The sequence below is a fragment of the Kineococcus sp. GCM10028916 genome (assembly GCF_042674865.1).
In the GTDB taxonomy this organism is placed as follows: Bacteria; Actinomycetota; Actinomycetes; order Actinomycetales; family Kineococcaceae; genus Kineococcus.
Map to the genome: position 1 here is coordinate 160,877 of NZ_JBHTFM010000013.1, position 13,343 is coordinate 174,219.

At 74.2% G+C, this 13,343-nt stretch carries 16 protein-coding genes; 3 read left to right on the plus strand and 13 right to left on the minus strand.

Annotated features, from left to right (window positions below; all coding sequences use genetic code 11):
- The first annotated feature begins 11 nt into the window (after window positions 1-11).
- Window positions 12-647 (plus strand): isochorismatase family cysteine hydrolase, encoded by a 636-nt coding sequence (locus ACFQ46_RS12185; RefSeq protein ID WP_380259743.1) that lies wholly within the window; start codon window positions 12-14, stop codon window positions 645-647.
- 32 nt (window positions 648-679) lie between these two features.
- Here the strand turns inward: ACFQ46_RS12185 and ACFQ46_RS12190 are convergent, their stop codons facing one another.
- From ACFQ46_RS12190 to ACFQ46_RS12245, 12 genes are all read right to left on the minus strand, one after another.
- Entirely contained in the window at window positions 680-1,318 is a 639-nt protein-coding gene (locus ACFQ46_RS12190) for an HAD-IA family hydrolase (protein ID WP_380259744.1), read from the minus strand.
- The gene (mutM, locus tag ACFQ46_RS12195) at window positions 1,315-2,241 is read right to left on the minus strand and encodes a bifunctional DNA-formamidopyrimidine glycosylase/DNA-(apurinic or apyrimidinic site) lyase (protein ID WP_380259745.1); all 927 of its coding nucleotides are present in this window, start codon (window positions 2,239-2,241) and stop codon (window positions 1,315-1,317) included. The genes ACFQ46_RS12190 and mutM overlap by 4 nt, the downstream gene beginning before the upstream one ends.
- A gap of 4 nt (window positions 2,242-2,245) precedes the next feature.
- Window positions 2,246-2,920, minus strand: coding sequence for a ribonuclease III (gene rnc / locus ACFQ46_RS12200; protein WP_328292102.1), 675 nt, complete (start codon window positions 2,918-2,920; stop codon window positions 2,246-2,248).
- Window positions 2,921-2,996: 76 nt separating this feature from the next.
- On the minus strand, window positions 2,997-3,200 hold the full coding sequence (rpmF, locus tag ACFQ46_RS12205; RefSeq protein ID WP_328292103.1) for a 50S ribosomal protein L32: 204 nt from the start codon (window positions 3,198-3,200) through the stop codon (window positions 2,997-2,999).
- 2 nt (window positions 3,201-3,202) lie between these two features.
- Window positions 3,203-3,796, minus strand: a complete 594-nt coding sequence (locus ACFQ46_RS12210) for a YceD family protein (RefSeq protein ID WP_380259746.1) — start codon at window positions 3,794-3,796, stop codon at window positions 3,203-3,205.
- A gap of 121 nt (window positions 3,797-3,917) precedes the next feature.
- Entirely contained in the window at window positions 3,918-4,442 is a 525-nt protein-coding gene (locus ACFQ46_RS12215) for a hypothetical protein (protein WP_380259747.1), read from the minus strand.
- 41 nt (window positions 4,443-4,483) lie between these two features.
- Window positions 4,484-4,999 carry a pantetheine-phosphate adenylyltransferase gene (gene coaD, locus ACFQ46_RS12220; protein WP_380259748.1) on the minus strand — a complete coding sequence of 172 codons (516 nt, stop codon included), beginning with the start codon at window positions 4,997-4,999 and terminating at the stop codon, window positions 4,484-4,486.
- A gap of 10 nt (window positions 5,000-5,009) precedes the next feature.
- Entirely contained in the window at window positions 5,010-5,567 is a 558-nt protein-coding gene (gene rsmD / locus ACFQ46_RS12225; protein ID WP_380259832.1) for a 16S rRNA (guanine(966)-N(2))-methyltransferase RsmD, read from the minus strand.
- Between the two features lie 10 nt (window positions 5,568-5,577).
- A complete protein-coding gene (locus ACFQ46_RS12230; protein WP_380259749.1) occupies window positions 5,578-7,233 on the minus strand; it encodes a DUF6297 family protein in 1,656 nt (551 codons plus the stop codon).
- Window positions 7,230-7,952, minus strand: coding sequence for an ATP-binding cassette domain-containing protein (locus tag ACFQ46_RS12235; protein ID WP_380259750.1), 723 nt, complete (start codon window positions 7,950-7,952; stop codon window positions 7,230-7,232). The genes ACFQ46_RS12230 and ACFQ46_RS12235 overlap by 4 nt, the downstream gene beginning before the upstream one ends.
- Window positions 7,949-10,237, minus strand: coding sequence for an ATP-dependent DNA helicase RecG (locus ACFQ46_RS12240; RefSeq protein WP_380259751.1), 2,289 nt, complete (start codon window positions 10,235-10,237; stop codon window positions 7,949-7,951). Before ACFQ46_RS12240 ends, ACFQ46_RS12235 begins: the two co-directional genes overlap by 4 nt.
- A gap of 9 nt (window positions 10,238-10,246) precedes the next feature.
- Window positions 10,247-11,389 carry a GGDEF domain-containing protein gene (locus ACFQ46_RS12245; RefSeq protein WP_380259752.1) on the minus strand — a complete coding sequence of 381 codons (1,143 nt, stop codon included), beginning with the start codon at window positions 11,387-11,389 and terminating at the stop codon, window positions 10,247-10,249.
- A 183-nt stretch (window positions 11,390-11,572) separates the two neighbouring features.
- Between ACFQ46_RS12245 and rpmB the strand changes: the two genes are divergently transcribed.
- A complete protein-coding gene (gene rpmB / locus ACFQ46_RS12250; protein WP_328292112.1) occupies window positions 11,573-11,758 on the plus strand; it encodes a 50S ribosomal protein L28 in 186 nt (61 codons plus the stop codon).
- A 93-nt stretch (window positions 11,759-11,851) separates the two neighbouring features.
- Here rpmB and ACFQ46_RS12255 read toward each other — a convergent pair whose 3' ends face one another.
- Window positions 11,852-12,796, minus strand: coding sequence for a thiamine-phosphate kinase (locus tag ACFQ46_RS12255; protein WP_380259833.1), 945 nt, complete (start codon window positions 12,794-12,796; stop codon window positions 11,852-11,854).
- A 27-nt stretch (window positions 12,797-12,823) separates the two neighbouring features.
- Between ACFQ46_RS12255 and ACFQ46_RS12260 the strand changes: the two genes are divergently transcribed.
- Window positions 12,824-13,339, plus strand: a complete 516-nt coding sequence (locus ACFQ46_RS12260) for a DUF3515 family protein (RefSeq protein WP_380259753.1) — start codon at window positions 12,824-12,826, stop codon at window positions 13,337-13,339.
- Window positions 13,340-13,343 lie beyond the last annotated feature (4 nt).

The window sequence follows — 13,343 nt, forward strand, 5'->3', positions numbered from 1 at the left end:
GAGGCACTCCGATGGACACGCCCACGTACGACCACACCCGCACCGCCCTGCTGATCGTCGACCCCTACAACGACTTCATGTCCGAGGGCGGCCAGGCGTACGAGCTCACCAAGCCGACCGCGGACTCGGTCGGGTTCTACGAGAACATGCGCAAGCTCGTACCCGCAGTGCGGAAGGCGGGTGTGCAGGTAGTCGTCGTCCCCCATCACCGTTCCGTCGCAGGCGACTTCGACGGCTGGCGCCACCTGACCGACTACCAGAAGGCCGGCGCCCAGAACATGACGTTCGAGGCCGGCACCTGGGGCGGGGAGTTCCACCCCGAGTTCGGCCCGCAGGACGGTGACCTGGTCGCGTACGAGCACTGGGCGCAGAACGGCTTCGTCAACACCGACCTCGACGCGATCCTGCGCCAACGGGACATCGACAAGATCGTCCTCGTCGGTTTCATCGCCAACTCCTGCGTCGAGGCCACGGCCCGCACCGGCATGGAGCTGGGATTCCACGTGACCCTCGTCCACGACGGCACCGCCGCGTTCAGCGAGGAGGGCATGCAGGCCGCCCGGGTCAACGGACCGACCTACGCCCACGCGATCCTCAGCACCGACGAGGTCATCGGCCTGGTCCAGACCCCGGTCGTCCCCGCCTGAGTGGTTCCGGACGCCGGTGCCCGGCACTCCGGCTAGGGGTGTTCGGGCGAGGCCCAGGTGAGGAGGTGCGGGCTCGCCTGCGACAGCGAACCCACGACGACGTGCGCGGCGGCCAGGTCCGCCGCCGGGTGCGACGTCGTCAGCGCGAGGACCCGCATCCCGGCGGCGCGTCCAGCCTCGATCCCGGCCGGGGCGTCCTCCACGACGAGGCAGTCCCCCGACGCCACGCCGAGGAGCTGCGCCGCCAGCAGGTAGCCCTCCGGGTGGGGTTTCCCCACCGCGACCGCGGACCCGTCCACCAGCACCGTCGGGACGGGCAGGGCGCCCGCCCGCAACCGTGCCCGCACCGTCCCGGCGTCGCCGGAGGTCACGATCGCCCAACTCTCGGCCGGGAGCGCGGCCAGCAGCGGCGCGGCGTCGGGGAACACCGGGAAGGCCCCGGGCAGTTCCTCCACGAACTCCCGCAGGCGGGTGTGCTCGGCCCCCGGGTCGAGGTGCGGGGCGACGGCGGCGATGGTGTCGACCGGACGGCGGGCGTGGGTCGCGGCGTGCACGAGAACGGGATCGAGCCCGTGCAGCGCGGACCAGCGGTCCCAGACGCTGCGGTAGCCCGCGTGGGAGTCCACCAGGACGCCGTCGGCGTCGAAGAGGACCGCCCGGGCGGGGCTCACCAGTGCGCTATGCGCGGCACCGGCTGGCACCCGGGGCAGGAGAACGACGACCGGTTCATGAACGCGTCACGACGCACCAGCGACCCGCACCGCGGGCACGGCCGTCCCAGCTGCCCGTAGACGGCCAGCGACCGGTCGAAGTACCCGCTCGCGCCGTTCACGTTGACGTACAACGAGTCGAAGCTCGTCCCGCCCGCGTCCAGCGCCGCGCTCATCACCTCGCGCAACCCGGCCAGCAGCGCGGCGGCCTGGGGCCGGGTGATGGACCGGGTCGGCCGGGCGTAGTGCAACTTCGCCCGCCATAGCGACTCGTCGGCGTAGATGTTGCCCACCCCCGAGACGAGGGTCTGGTCCAGCAGGGCCCGCTTCAACCCGGTCGTCTTCTCCCGCAGGCGCTGGGCGAAGAGGGCGTCGTCGAAGGCGGGGTCGAGGGGATCGCGGGCGATGTGCGCGACCGGAGCGGGCAGGAACCTCGACCACGAGGCGTCGGAGGACTCCCCCAGCCCACCCAGACCACCGTCGGGCGTCCCCACCAGCGGCACGACGGCGACCCCGCCGAACGTCCGCTGGTCGACGAAGCGCAGTTCCTCGCCGTCGTCGTCGAAGGTCCACACGGCGCGGAGGTGCTTCTCCGGCGGCGCGTCGGCGGCCTCGACGAGCAGCTGACCGCTCATCCCCAGGTGCACGACCATCGCCTCCTCGGCGTGACCGTCGGCGTCGGCGAGCGGCAACCAGAGGAACTTCCCGCGGCGCACGGCGTCGGCGACGACGAGGCCGTTGGTGCGGGCGGCGGCGTCCTCCGGCCCGGCGACGTGGCGACGGATCGCACGGGCGTTCAGGAACCTCGTGGTCGAGACCGTCCGTCCGAGCACCCACCGGGCCACCCCACGACGAACGACCTCGACCTCGGGGAGTTCGGGCACGAGATCAGTGCGCGGCGCGCTGCGCGGCCGCGGCCGTGGCCTCGCGCAACGCCTCGACGGCGGCCGAGGCCGCCTTCTGCTCGGCTTCCTTCTTGCTGCGTCCCTCGCCGTGCCCCAGCGCGGTACCCCCCACCACCGCGTCGGCGGTGAAGTTCTTCGCGTGGTCAGGGCCGGAGTCGGTGATGGCGTAGGACGGCACCCCGAGGCCCTCGGCCGCGGTGAGTTCCTGCAACGCCGTCTTCCAGTCCGTCCCGGCCCCGAGACGTTCGGAGGACTCCATGAGCGGCGAGGTCAGGCGCAGGACGAAGTCCTGCGCGCCGTCCATCCCGACCGAGAGGAACGCCGCCCCGATGACGGCCTCCATGGTGTCGGCCAGGATCGAGTTCTTGTCCCGGCCGCCGGTGCCGAGCTCGCCCTTGCCGAGACGCACGTGATCGCCCAGGTCGAGCCCGCGGGCGATGTCCGCGAGGGCGCGGGAATTCACGACAGCGGCCCGCAGCTTGGCGAGCCGGCCCTCGGAGACGTCGGCGTAGCGGGTGTAGAGCTCGTGGGTGACCACGAGCCCGAGCACCGAGTCCCCGAGGAACTCGAGGCGCTCGTTGGTCGGCAACCCACCCTTCTCGTACGCGTACGAGCGGTGGGTCAGCGCGAGTTCCAGGAGGTCGGCGTCGATCTCCACGCCCAGAGCAGCAGTCAGCCGGGCGGCGTCACCGACGCCGCCCGGCGTGACTGCGGGCGCCTGCTGAGCGGTCAGCTCAGAGGTCCTTGACCTTGCGGCCCTTGTACTCCAGGTACAGCGGGGTGCCGGCGGAGTCGGTGACGACCCGGGCGGTGTGCGGACGCGAGTACGCGACCTGGCCACGCACGTTGCTGCGGACCAGCGTCTCTTCGGTCGCCTTCCACTGCGAACGGCGGGCGCGGGTGTTGCTGCGGGACATCTTCCGCTTCGGGACTGCCACGATCAGCTCTTCTCTCTGGTTCCGGACGGGGAGTCGTCACTGCTCTCGAGCAGGGACTGCAAAGCGGCCCACCGGGGGTCCGCCGGTTCTTCGGTGAGCGGCGCCTGCTCGGAGACACCGATCTCGTAGTCCTGCTGGCAGGGGCCGTCGCACACGGGCTGGAACGGAAGCTCCAGCACGATCGCGTCACGGACCGCGGGTTCGAGGTCGACGAGCTCGCCCTGGGCGACCTCACGGATCTCGTCCTCGTCGTCCGCCTGTTCCAGCGGCTTCTTGCCGGGGTAGGCGAACAGCTCCTGCACCGTGACCTCGAGGTCCTGCGTCACCTCGGCGAGGCAACGACCGCACTCCCCGACGGCGGTGCCACGGACGGTGCCCGAGACGAGCACACCCTCCATGACGGATTCCATCCGCAGGTCGAGCTCGAGGTCAGCTCCCTCGGGGACACCGATGACGGCGATCCCGAGTTCGGCCGGTGCCGGGACGGTGCGCTGCAAGGTGCGCATCGTGCCGGGCCGACGGCCCAGGTCGTGCGTGGACAGCACGAGCGGAGCGTTCGGGTCCAGCTGACCTTCGTGCACCTTCTGCTTGCTCACGTCCACACCTCCGCTGGAACTCCATCGACACACCACAAGACCCCGTCGCTGGTGGCAGAACCACACGCGCCGAGGCCGCCCCCAAGGGTAACCGAGGGTGTGCCCTGCGACCCAATCGTGCTCAGGACGACGCGCTCTCGTCCTCGGAGGTCTCCGGCGACGTCGCGGTGGCCCCCCCGGGGACCTCGTCCTCGCCCCCGCGGACCTTCAGCCGGTCGCGTCCACGGTGGGCCTGCTGCTTGAGCCGGTCCAGCTCCTCCTCGAAGTCGGAGAGCTTGCGGTCGACCCACGCGTCGGCGTCGACCCGCAGGCGCTTGGCCTCGTCGCGGGCGGACAGGACGATGTGGTCGGCGCGTTCGCGCGAGGCCTTCGTGACGGCCTGCGCGTCCACGAGCTCCTCGGCCCGCTCGCGGGCCTCGGCGAGCACCTGGTCGGCGTCGGACCGGGCGGCCGCGAGGACCTCGTCGCGCTGGGCCAGCACGTCACCGGCCTGCTGGACCTCGGCCGGCAGCAGCCGGCGCACCTCCGAGACCAGGGCGAGCAGCTGCTCGCGGTCGACCATCACCGACGACGACAACGGGACCCCGCGCGCCCCCGACACGAGCGCGGCGAGCTCACCGAGCTTCTCGTGCACCTCCACAGCCACAGCCTTTCCGTTGCTTCTCAGCGTTCTCGGGGACGTCGTCCTCAGGGACGTCCCGGGTCCGCATTCTCCCCCAGCCGGGCGACCAACGCGGTGCGCACCGCCGCAGGCACCAGACCGGAGACGTCGCCGCCGTAGCGGGCGACCTCCTTGACCAGCGAGCTCGACACGTGCTGGACGCGCGGGTCCCCCACCAGGAACACCGTCTCCACGTCGGCCAGGTGCCGGTTCATCAGCGCCATCGGCAGCTCGTAGGCGTAGTCGCCGCCGCCGCGCAGGCCCTTCACCACGACCGGGGCGCCGAGGCGCCGGCAGTGGTCGACGAGGAGCCCGTCGGCGAACTCCTCGACGAGCACGCGCTCGGCCCGCGGGTCACCGGTCTCCTCCAGCGCGGCCCGCACGAGCTCCACCCGCTCCGGACCGCTGAACAGGCCACGCTTGGAGGGGTTCACCGCGACGCCGGCGTAGACGGTGTCGAACATCCCCGCCGCCCGCAGCAGGACGTCCACGTGCCCCAGGGTCACGGGGTCGAAACTGCCCGGGCACACGCAACGGCTCACGGGACCGACGCTAACAGCGCGCCGTCCACACGCTGGTCTCCCCGTACTTGCGCTGCCGCACGTCGCTGAACTCCCCCGGCCAGACCGGCTCGGCGGTGCGCGAGGACCGCTCGACCACGATCGTCGCCGCGGGGGCCAGCAGGGGCACGAGAGCGCCCAGCACGGTAGCCACCTCGCTCGACTCGACGGCGTAGGGGGGATCGAGGAACACCAGGTCCCAGCCGCCCTCGAGCGCGGCGCCGGGCGAGGCGAGGAACCTCTCCACCCGCTCGGCCACCACGGTGACCCCGGGCAGCCCGACCGCCGCGACGTTGGCCCGCGCGGTCTGGGCGGCCGCCCGCGCGGCCTCGACGAGGACGACCTGCGTCGCACCGCGACTGGCCGCCTCCAGCCCGAGCGCCCCGGAGCCGGCGTAGAGGTCGAGCACCCGGGCGCCCTCGAGGACGTCGGCGGCGTCGAGGGCCGAGAACACCGCCTCGCGGACCCGGTCGCTGGTCGGGCGGGTCGTCTCCCCCGGCGGGACCTTCAGCCGCCGTCCGCCGGCGGTCCCGGCGATGAGCCGGGTCACGAGGACCTGCTCACGAGATCTTCCGAGCACGGTGCGCGGCGTAGGCCCAGCCGATGCCGAACGCGGCCAGGGTCGCCGCGAGCTGGCCCAGCAGCAGCCAGTCGAAGGCGGCGCGCGAGAGCACGGCCAGCAGCACCGGCACGCTGACCAGGACCGCGAGGTCGGGACCGGTCGTCGTCGCGGCGGCCGCCCCGGGCGGCAACCCGCCCATCGCGGTGGAGATCACCGGGCCGGACAGGTCCGGGTCCGGCCGGACGGCGCCCCGCAGACCCGCGGCGGCGAACCCGGGCCCGGCAAGGGCCCCCAGCAGCGCCCAGGACCACCACGCCGTGCCCTGCGTCTCTCCGTGCAGCAGACCGGAGGTGGTCACCGCCAGCGGCACGGCGACCGCTCCCCACACCGCCATCAGCGCGGCGACGGGGATCCACCGGGCGAGGGCGATGTTCGTCGCCGAGATCGGCAGCGTGCGCGCGGCCGCCGGCGCCAGCGCGAGCCCGCGGGCCGGTTCGGACAGCGTCGTCGCCGCGGCGTACCCCGCGATCCAGATGAGCAGCGCCGCGACCGCGCGGTGCGCGGAGGTCCCCGCGGCCAGCACGAACGGCACGAGCGCGAGCACGCCGGCGGTCACCAACCGGCGGGGCTGGCGACGCAGCAGGACGAGGTCGGCGGCGATGACGGCCCGGACCGGACCCGTGACGCGCTCGAACCGGGCCCGGCGGCGCACCCGGCCACCGGAGTCCGCCGAGAGCGCGCGACCCATCTCGCGGATGTCGAACTGCAGGACCGAGGACGTCAGGCGTTCCAGCCGGGACGCACCGCGCCGCAGCGACGGCGAGGGGATCTCGCCCACCGACGACCACGCCGGGCGGCCGACCAGGACGAGGGCCACCAGCGCACCCACGCCGACGACGACCGCCGGGACGACGACGGTCCGCGGGTGCACCGCGTCCACCGAGATCCCCACCACGGCCGAGGCCGCCAGGGCCAGGACGAGCCCGACGCCGATCCCGTCGAGGACCCGCCCCACCCGCAGCAGCGCCTCGACCCCGGCGCCCACGGCCGGTCGCACGACGAGGGCGTAGCCCGCCGCGGCGACGCCCGCCCCGACGGCGAACCCGCCGAGCAGACCACCGGTGACGGTGCTGCCGCTGAGGTCGCCCGCCACCCCGAAGGCCACCGAGGAGCTCCACGCCGTGAACAGCCCGCCCGCGAGCGCCGTGCCCAGGGCCCGGTTGCGCACGACGGGCCGCAGCAGGTCGGCGCGCGGCACGGGCAGCGGGGTCCACCAGGTGGTGGGGGCGGTGGCGAGGCTGACGGGCCCGAGGCGGCACCAGGCGGCGAGGCCGAAGGCGATGACGCTGCAGGACAAGCCGACCGAGAGCAGGACGGCGGAGGTCTGGGGCAGCCAGCCCGGCCCGTCGCCGCTGGTGGCCAGGCCGCTGCGGAGGGCGTTGCGCAGTCCTCCGCTGCCCCCGAGCAGCAGCAGGAACGCGATGCCGACCTGCAGGACGACGGTGTAGGTGTCGGTGAAGGTGGCCCGCAGACCGCGGGCGGCCTTGGAGGGGGCGGCCTCGTCGAGGAGTTCACGGCGGGTCGGGTAGGGCTGGTCGGCGAGCGGCCCGACGAGCTCCGGCCAGGGTTCGACCTCGGGTTCGACGTCCGTCATCGCACGGGTTCGCTGACGATCCGCGCGGCCTCGTCGGCGTCCACGACACGGCACGCCGGAGCGACGTCGGGGTCGTCGATGACGACGGCGCGGGTCGCGAGGGCCCGGAGCAGGACGACGTCGTGGGTGGCGAGGACGAGGGCGGTCCCGGCGTCGCGTTCGGCGACGAGCCGTTCCGCGAGCGCCTCGCGCCCGGTGGGGTCGAGGCGCTGCTCGGGTTCGTCGAGCAGCAGGACGGAGCGGGGGCGGACGAGGGCGGCGGCGAGGAGGAGTCGCCGCTTCTGCCCGCTGGAGAGCGACCCGGGGAGCTGGTCGGCGGCACCGGTGAGGCGTTGCGCCTCGAGTTCGGCGTCGACGACGGAGACGACGTCGCGGACCCCGTGCCCGCGGGCGACGAGCTCGAGGTGCTCGGCCACGGAGAGTTCCGCGAACCAGGCGTCCTCGTCGAAGACGGAGGCGACCTCGCGGCGGAACTGCGCGGAGCGTTCGTCGACGGCCTGCCCCCGCAGGGTCACCTTGCCGCTCAACGGCTTCAGCAGACCGGCGACGGCGCGCAGGACGGTGGACTTGCCGGCGCCGTTGGCCCCGACGAGGCAGAGCGCCTCGCCCGCGGCGACGTCGACGGTGACGGGGGCGCACACGGGTTCGCCGTAGCCGACCCGCAGTCCCTCCAGGGCCAGGACGACCTGGCGGGCGGGACGGGGCTTCTTCTTGCTCACACGCGCTCCAGGAAGGCTTCGGTGTCCCCGCTGACCCGGGCCGCGACGGCCGCGGCGAGGGGGCGGGCTCGGGACAGGTCGGGGTCGGCGGCCACGAGGGTCACCGCGGCGGCGCGGGCGTGCGCGATGAGGTCGGCGTCGCGCAGGACCCCGAGCAGCTGCAGGGAGCTGCGCTCCCCGGACTGCGCGGCGCCCAGGACGTCGCCCTCGCGGCGCTGCTCGAGGTCGAGGCGGGCCAGTTCGAACCCGTCGCGGGTGCGGGCGAGGGCGGCGAGGCGTTGTCCGGCCGGGGACGCCTCGGAGGCGCCGGAGAGCAGCAGGCAGGTGCCGGGCAACCCGCCGCGGCCGATGCGCCCGCGCAGCTGGTGCAGCTGGGAGATGCCGAAGCGGTCGGCGTCGACGACGACCATGACGCTGGCGTTGGGCACGTCCACCCCGACCTCGACGACGGTCGTGGCGACGACGACGTCGAGCTCGCCGCCGGAGAACCGGCTCATGACGTCGTCCTTCTCGCCCGGGGTGAGCCGGCCGTGCAGGACCTCGGTGCGCAGACCCGCGGTCGCGGGGTGGTTGCGGACGATCTCGACGACCTGGCTGACGGCGGCCGCGGGCCGGGGTTTCGGCCGGCCCGGCCTGCCCCCCGGTGTCGAGCGCTGACCCCGGGGTTCGTCCTCGGGCGGTGGTTCCTCGAACTCCCCGGGTTCCCCCGGTTCCGGTGGGGTCCCGTCCTCGCCGCCCTCGTCGTCGGTGTCGATGCGGGCGCAGACGACGTAGGACTGGCGCCCGAGAGCGGCCTCCTCGGCGATCCGCTGCCAGGTCCGGTCGATCCAGGCGGGCTTGTCCTGGGGAACGACGACGGTCTGCACGTCGGCCCGGCCGGGCGGGAGTTCGGTGAGCACCGAGGTCTCGAGGTCGCCGAACAGCGTCATGGCCACGGTCCGCGGGATGGGGGTGGCGGTCATGACCAGCAGGTGCGGGACGCCGTTGCCCTTGGCCCGCAGCGCGTCGCGCTGTTCGACGCCGAAGCGGTGCTGCTCGTCGACGACGACCAGGCCGAGGTCGGCGAACTGGACGTGCTCCTGCAGCAGGGCGTGGGTCCCGATGACGATCCCGGCCTCCCCGCTCGCGGCGGCGAGCAGCGTCTCGCGGCGGGCCGCGGCGCCCATCGAGCCGGTGAGCAGGACCACCTTGGTGGCCCGGGGGTCCGCGTCGAAGGTCCCGGCCCCGGCGAGGTCGCCCAGCATCGCGGTGATGCTCCGCAGGTGCTGCGCCGCGAGCACCTCCGTCGGGGCCAGCAGCGCGGCCTGTCCCCCGCCGTCGACGACGGCGAGCATCGCGCGCAGCGCGACGAGGGTCTTGCCGGAGCCGACGTCACCCTGCAGCAGCCGCTGCATGGGGTGGGGTTTCGCGAGGTCGACCGCGAGTTCCTCGCCCACGAGGCGCTGGGAGCCGGTGAGCGGGAAGGGCAGCCGCTCGTCGAAGGCGGCGGCGATCCCGTCCGGGGAGGCCGTGCGGGCGATGGCCCGCTGGTGGGCGGTGGAGGCCCGGCGCAGGGCCAGCGCCGTCTGCAGGACGAAGGCCTCCTCGTAACGCAGCCGGTGCCGGCCGGCCTCGAGCTCGGCCTCGTCGCGGGGGGCGTGCACGGCCCGCAGCGCGGCGACGGGGTCGAGCAGGTCCGCGTCGGCGACGACCTCGGGCGGCAGGAACTCAGGCAGCTGGCCGTCGAGGCCGTCCAGGACCTGGGTGACGCACTGGCGGATCAGCCAGTTGGGGGCCGTCTTCGACGCCGGGTACAGCGGGATCGGACGGGCCACGGTGCCCGCGCCCTCGGCGGGGTCCTCGAGCACCTCGTAGTCGGGGTGGGAGAGCTGCCACACCTCCTGGAACTTCCCGACCTTGCCCGAGGCGAGGACGAGGCGGCCGGGGACGAGGTCGTCCTTCTGGTGCTGGAACTGCCCGGCGAACTTCGCGAAGAACGTCATGGTCAGGGTGTCGCGGCCGTCGCCCAGGGTCACGACCAGGCGCACGCCGTCCCGGGCGCGCATGCGCTGCGGGTCCCCGTAGTGGGTGACCTGGGCCAGGATCGTCGCGTTCTCGCCCTCGACGAGGTCGCGGATGGGGGTCAGCGAGCCGCGGTCGGCGTAGCGGCGCGGCAGGTGCCACAGCAGGTCCCGCACGGTCTCCAGCCCGAGGCCCTCGGACAGGAACTTGGCGGGGTTGGCCTTCTTGCTGTTGCCCTTCCCCCGCGGCAGCCGGCTGGACAGGGGTGCGTCCAGGTCGTCCACGCGGGCAGGTTACCGCCCGCTCCACCCCCCGTTGACGGCACCGACCGGCGGCGCGTCCACGACCCGGTCACGTCCGGCCCGCTTGGCGGTGTACAGCGCGGCGTCGGCCCGGGCGACGAGGTCCTCGGCGCTCTCCCCGACCTCCGCCCGGGCGATCCCGGCGCTGATCGAGAGCCGGTGGGAACGGTCCCCGGGGACGCTGGAGGCCCCCACCGCCCGGTGGAAGCGGTCGGCGACGGCCCGCAGGTCCCGCTCGGCACCGGCGTCCGGTCCGGAGTCGGGTCCGGAGCGGACCAGGACGACGGCGAACTCGTCCCCGCCGAGGCGCGCGACGACGTCCTCGGCCCGGCAGACCGCCCGCAGCTCGCCGGCCACGATCCGCAGGACGGCGTCGCCCGTGGGGTGACCGTGGGTGTCGTTGACCGCCTTGAAGGAGTCGACGTCCACGAGCAGCAACCCGTCGACGGTCCCCGCCTGCACGTGCGCGGCGAGCGCGCTGTCGTAGGCGCGGCGGGAGGTCAGTCCGGTGAGGGCGTCCTCGGCGGCCTGGGCGCGCAACGTCGCGGTCAGGCGCTCCTGGCGTTCCCCGGCCGTGGTGAGCAGCGCGGTGATCAGGCAGAACGTGACGAGGTGGGCCGGGCTGTCGCGGAAGATCCCGACGGTTCCCTCCTCGACGCCCATGAGGACGACGTCGGCGGCCACGGCCTGCGCGGTGAGCAACCAGGCGGCGAGGCGACGCAGGTGGAAGGCCGCGAACATCGCGGGCCAGCCCAGGTAGATCTGCCCCCCGAAGGAGGCGTCGTCGGTCCACAGGTCGAGCACCAGGACCATCAGCCCGGCCAGGCCCGCGAGCGCCGCCGGGGCCCAGCCGGGGGCTCGCCGAGGGGCCACGGCGAGGAACAGCCCACAGCACACGACGACGACGGCGAAGGTCCCCGTCACCACCCAGCCGCCCGGCCGGGTGCCCATCGTCTCCGGTGAGACGATGCCGTTGAGGATGGTGTAGAGGCTCGCCGCGGTGGTCATCACGCCGACGGCCCGGGCCGCTGGGACGTGGTCCCGGGCCGTCCACCAGGCGCGCCGGGGCGCGCCGGGGCGCGCGCAGACCGTCGGGTCGCTCGCGGTCCGGCGCTGCTGCGAGGCTCGGGACACGGTGGTGGATCGACGCGTGGGGTCCTCCTCTGTAGCGGCCGAGCGGGCGACGCGGGGCCGGTCGAAGGGTCCGGTTTCTCGCATCCGCGGGTCTCGGCTATCGTGTTCGTCGGTGTCCGGAAGTCCGGACATCGTGCGCCCCGTCGGGACGCACCACATTTCGTTCGACTTCAGGAGTTCCCCGTGGCTGCCACCTGTGACGTCTGCGCCAAGGGCCCTGGCTTCGGCAAGAGCGTCTCGCACTCGCACCGGCGGACCAACCGCATGTGGCTCCCGAACATCCAGCGGGTTCGGGCCACTGTGAACGGTTCCCCCAAGCGCCTCAACGTGTGCACCTCCTGCCTGAAGGCGGGCAAGGTCACGCGCTGACCACCTTGCACTGATCGACCCTGCGGGGCCGGTTCCCCTCGGGGGACCGGCCCCGCGGTGCGTTCCGGTCGGCTCGGAGGTCGGAGCACCCGGTCAGCGCGCGAAGTGGTCCCAGCCGGTCCCCCGCCCGCCCCAGCGCACCCCGTCGACGAGGACGGGGTGCTCGCCGCGGGCGAGGACGCGCCCGACGGCGACGAACGGTTCCGGCAGCTCGACGCCGGCGGGGAAGCAGCCGAGCAGGGCGTGGTCCTCGCCTCCCGTCAGGACGAACTCCTCCGCCCGGTCACCGGCCGTGCGGACCAGGTCGGCGATCCAGGGCGCGGCCCCGGAGGTCGTGGCCAGGTCCAGCGTGACCCCGCTGGCGGCGGCGATCCGGCCCGCGTCGCGCAGCAACCCGTCGCTGACGTCCATCAGCGCGCTCGCCCCGGCACGCTGCGCCGCGGGGCCGGCGGCGACCGGCGGGACGGGTCGGCGGTGCGCGCTCAGGAGGTCCTCGGGGCCGTCGAGTCGACCGCGCAGCAACAGGTCCAGACCCGCCGCGGACCGGCCGAGCACCCCCGCCACCGCGACGACGTCGCCCTCGCGGGCCCCCGAGCGCAGCACCGGGTCGGCCCCGCCGAGGTCGCCGAGGGCCGTCACCGAGACGAAGACCTCCGACGCGGCGGAGAGGTCCCCGCCGACGACGACGGCGTCGAAGGCGGCGCAGGCGGCGGCCACCCCGCGGGCGAAGTCCTCCACCCAGGCCACCTCGAGGTCGGCGGGCAGGCCGAGGGTGATGAGCAGCCCGGTGCAGACCGCGCCCATCGCGGCGACGTCGGCGACGTTCTGCGCGACGGCCTTCCAGCCGACGTCGGCGCCGGTGGACCAGTCGCGCCGGAAGTCGCGGAACTCCACGAGGACGTCGGTGGTGGCCACGACCCGGGCGTCGGGGGCCGCGACGAGGGCGGCGTCGTCACCGGGGCCGAGCAGCGCCCGCGTCGGGAGCAGCGGGATCACCCGTGCCAGCAGTGCCGTCTCGTCCAGCTCCCCGACCAGCACCGTGACCACTGGGGCACACTACGGGCGATGTCCGAGCCAGGTCCCGTCACCACCCCGCCCCGCCACCGCCCGCGTCCCCTGGTCGTCGCGCTGGTCGTCGCCCTCGTCGTCGCCGCGGCCGTCTGGGCCTACCTCGCGAACTCCCGGGGGGTGCAGGCGGCCCCGGAGGCCTCCGATCCTGCGTGCACGACGTTGCTGGGGGCTCTCCCGCAGACGCTGGGGACCCTCGGGCGGACGCAGCAGGGGGCGCAGGGCGTCACGTCCTGGGGCGGCGACCAGATCGTCCTGCGGTGCGGCGCGCTGGTCCTGGGTCCGACGACGAAGGCGTGCATCCCCGTCGGCCCCGACGCCGGTCCGAGCGTGGACTGGGTGCAGGACGCGGCCAACGACCGCGCCGTCCGCTTCCTGACCTACGGCCGGACCCCTGCCGTCGAGGTGACGATCCGCTTCAGCTCGACCCTGACCAGCGACCAGGCGCCCTCTCAGCTCGTCGACCTGGCCGACGCCGTCTCCGCGATCCCGCAGACCCGCACCTGCCTCTGAACCG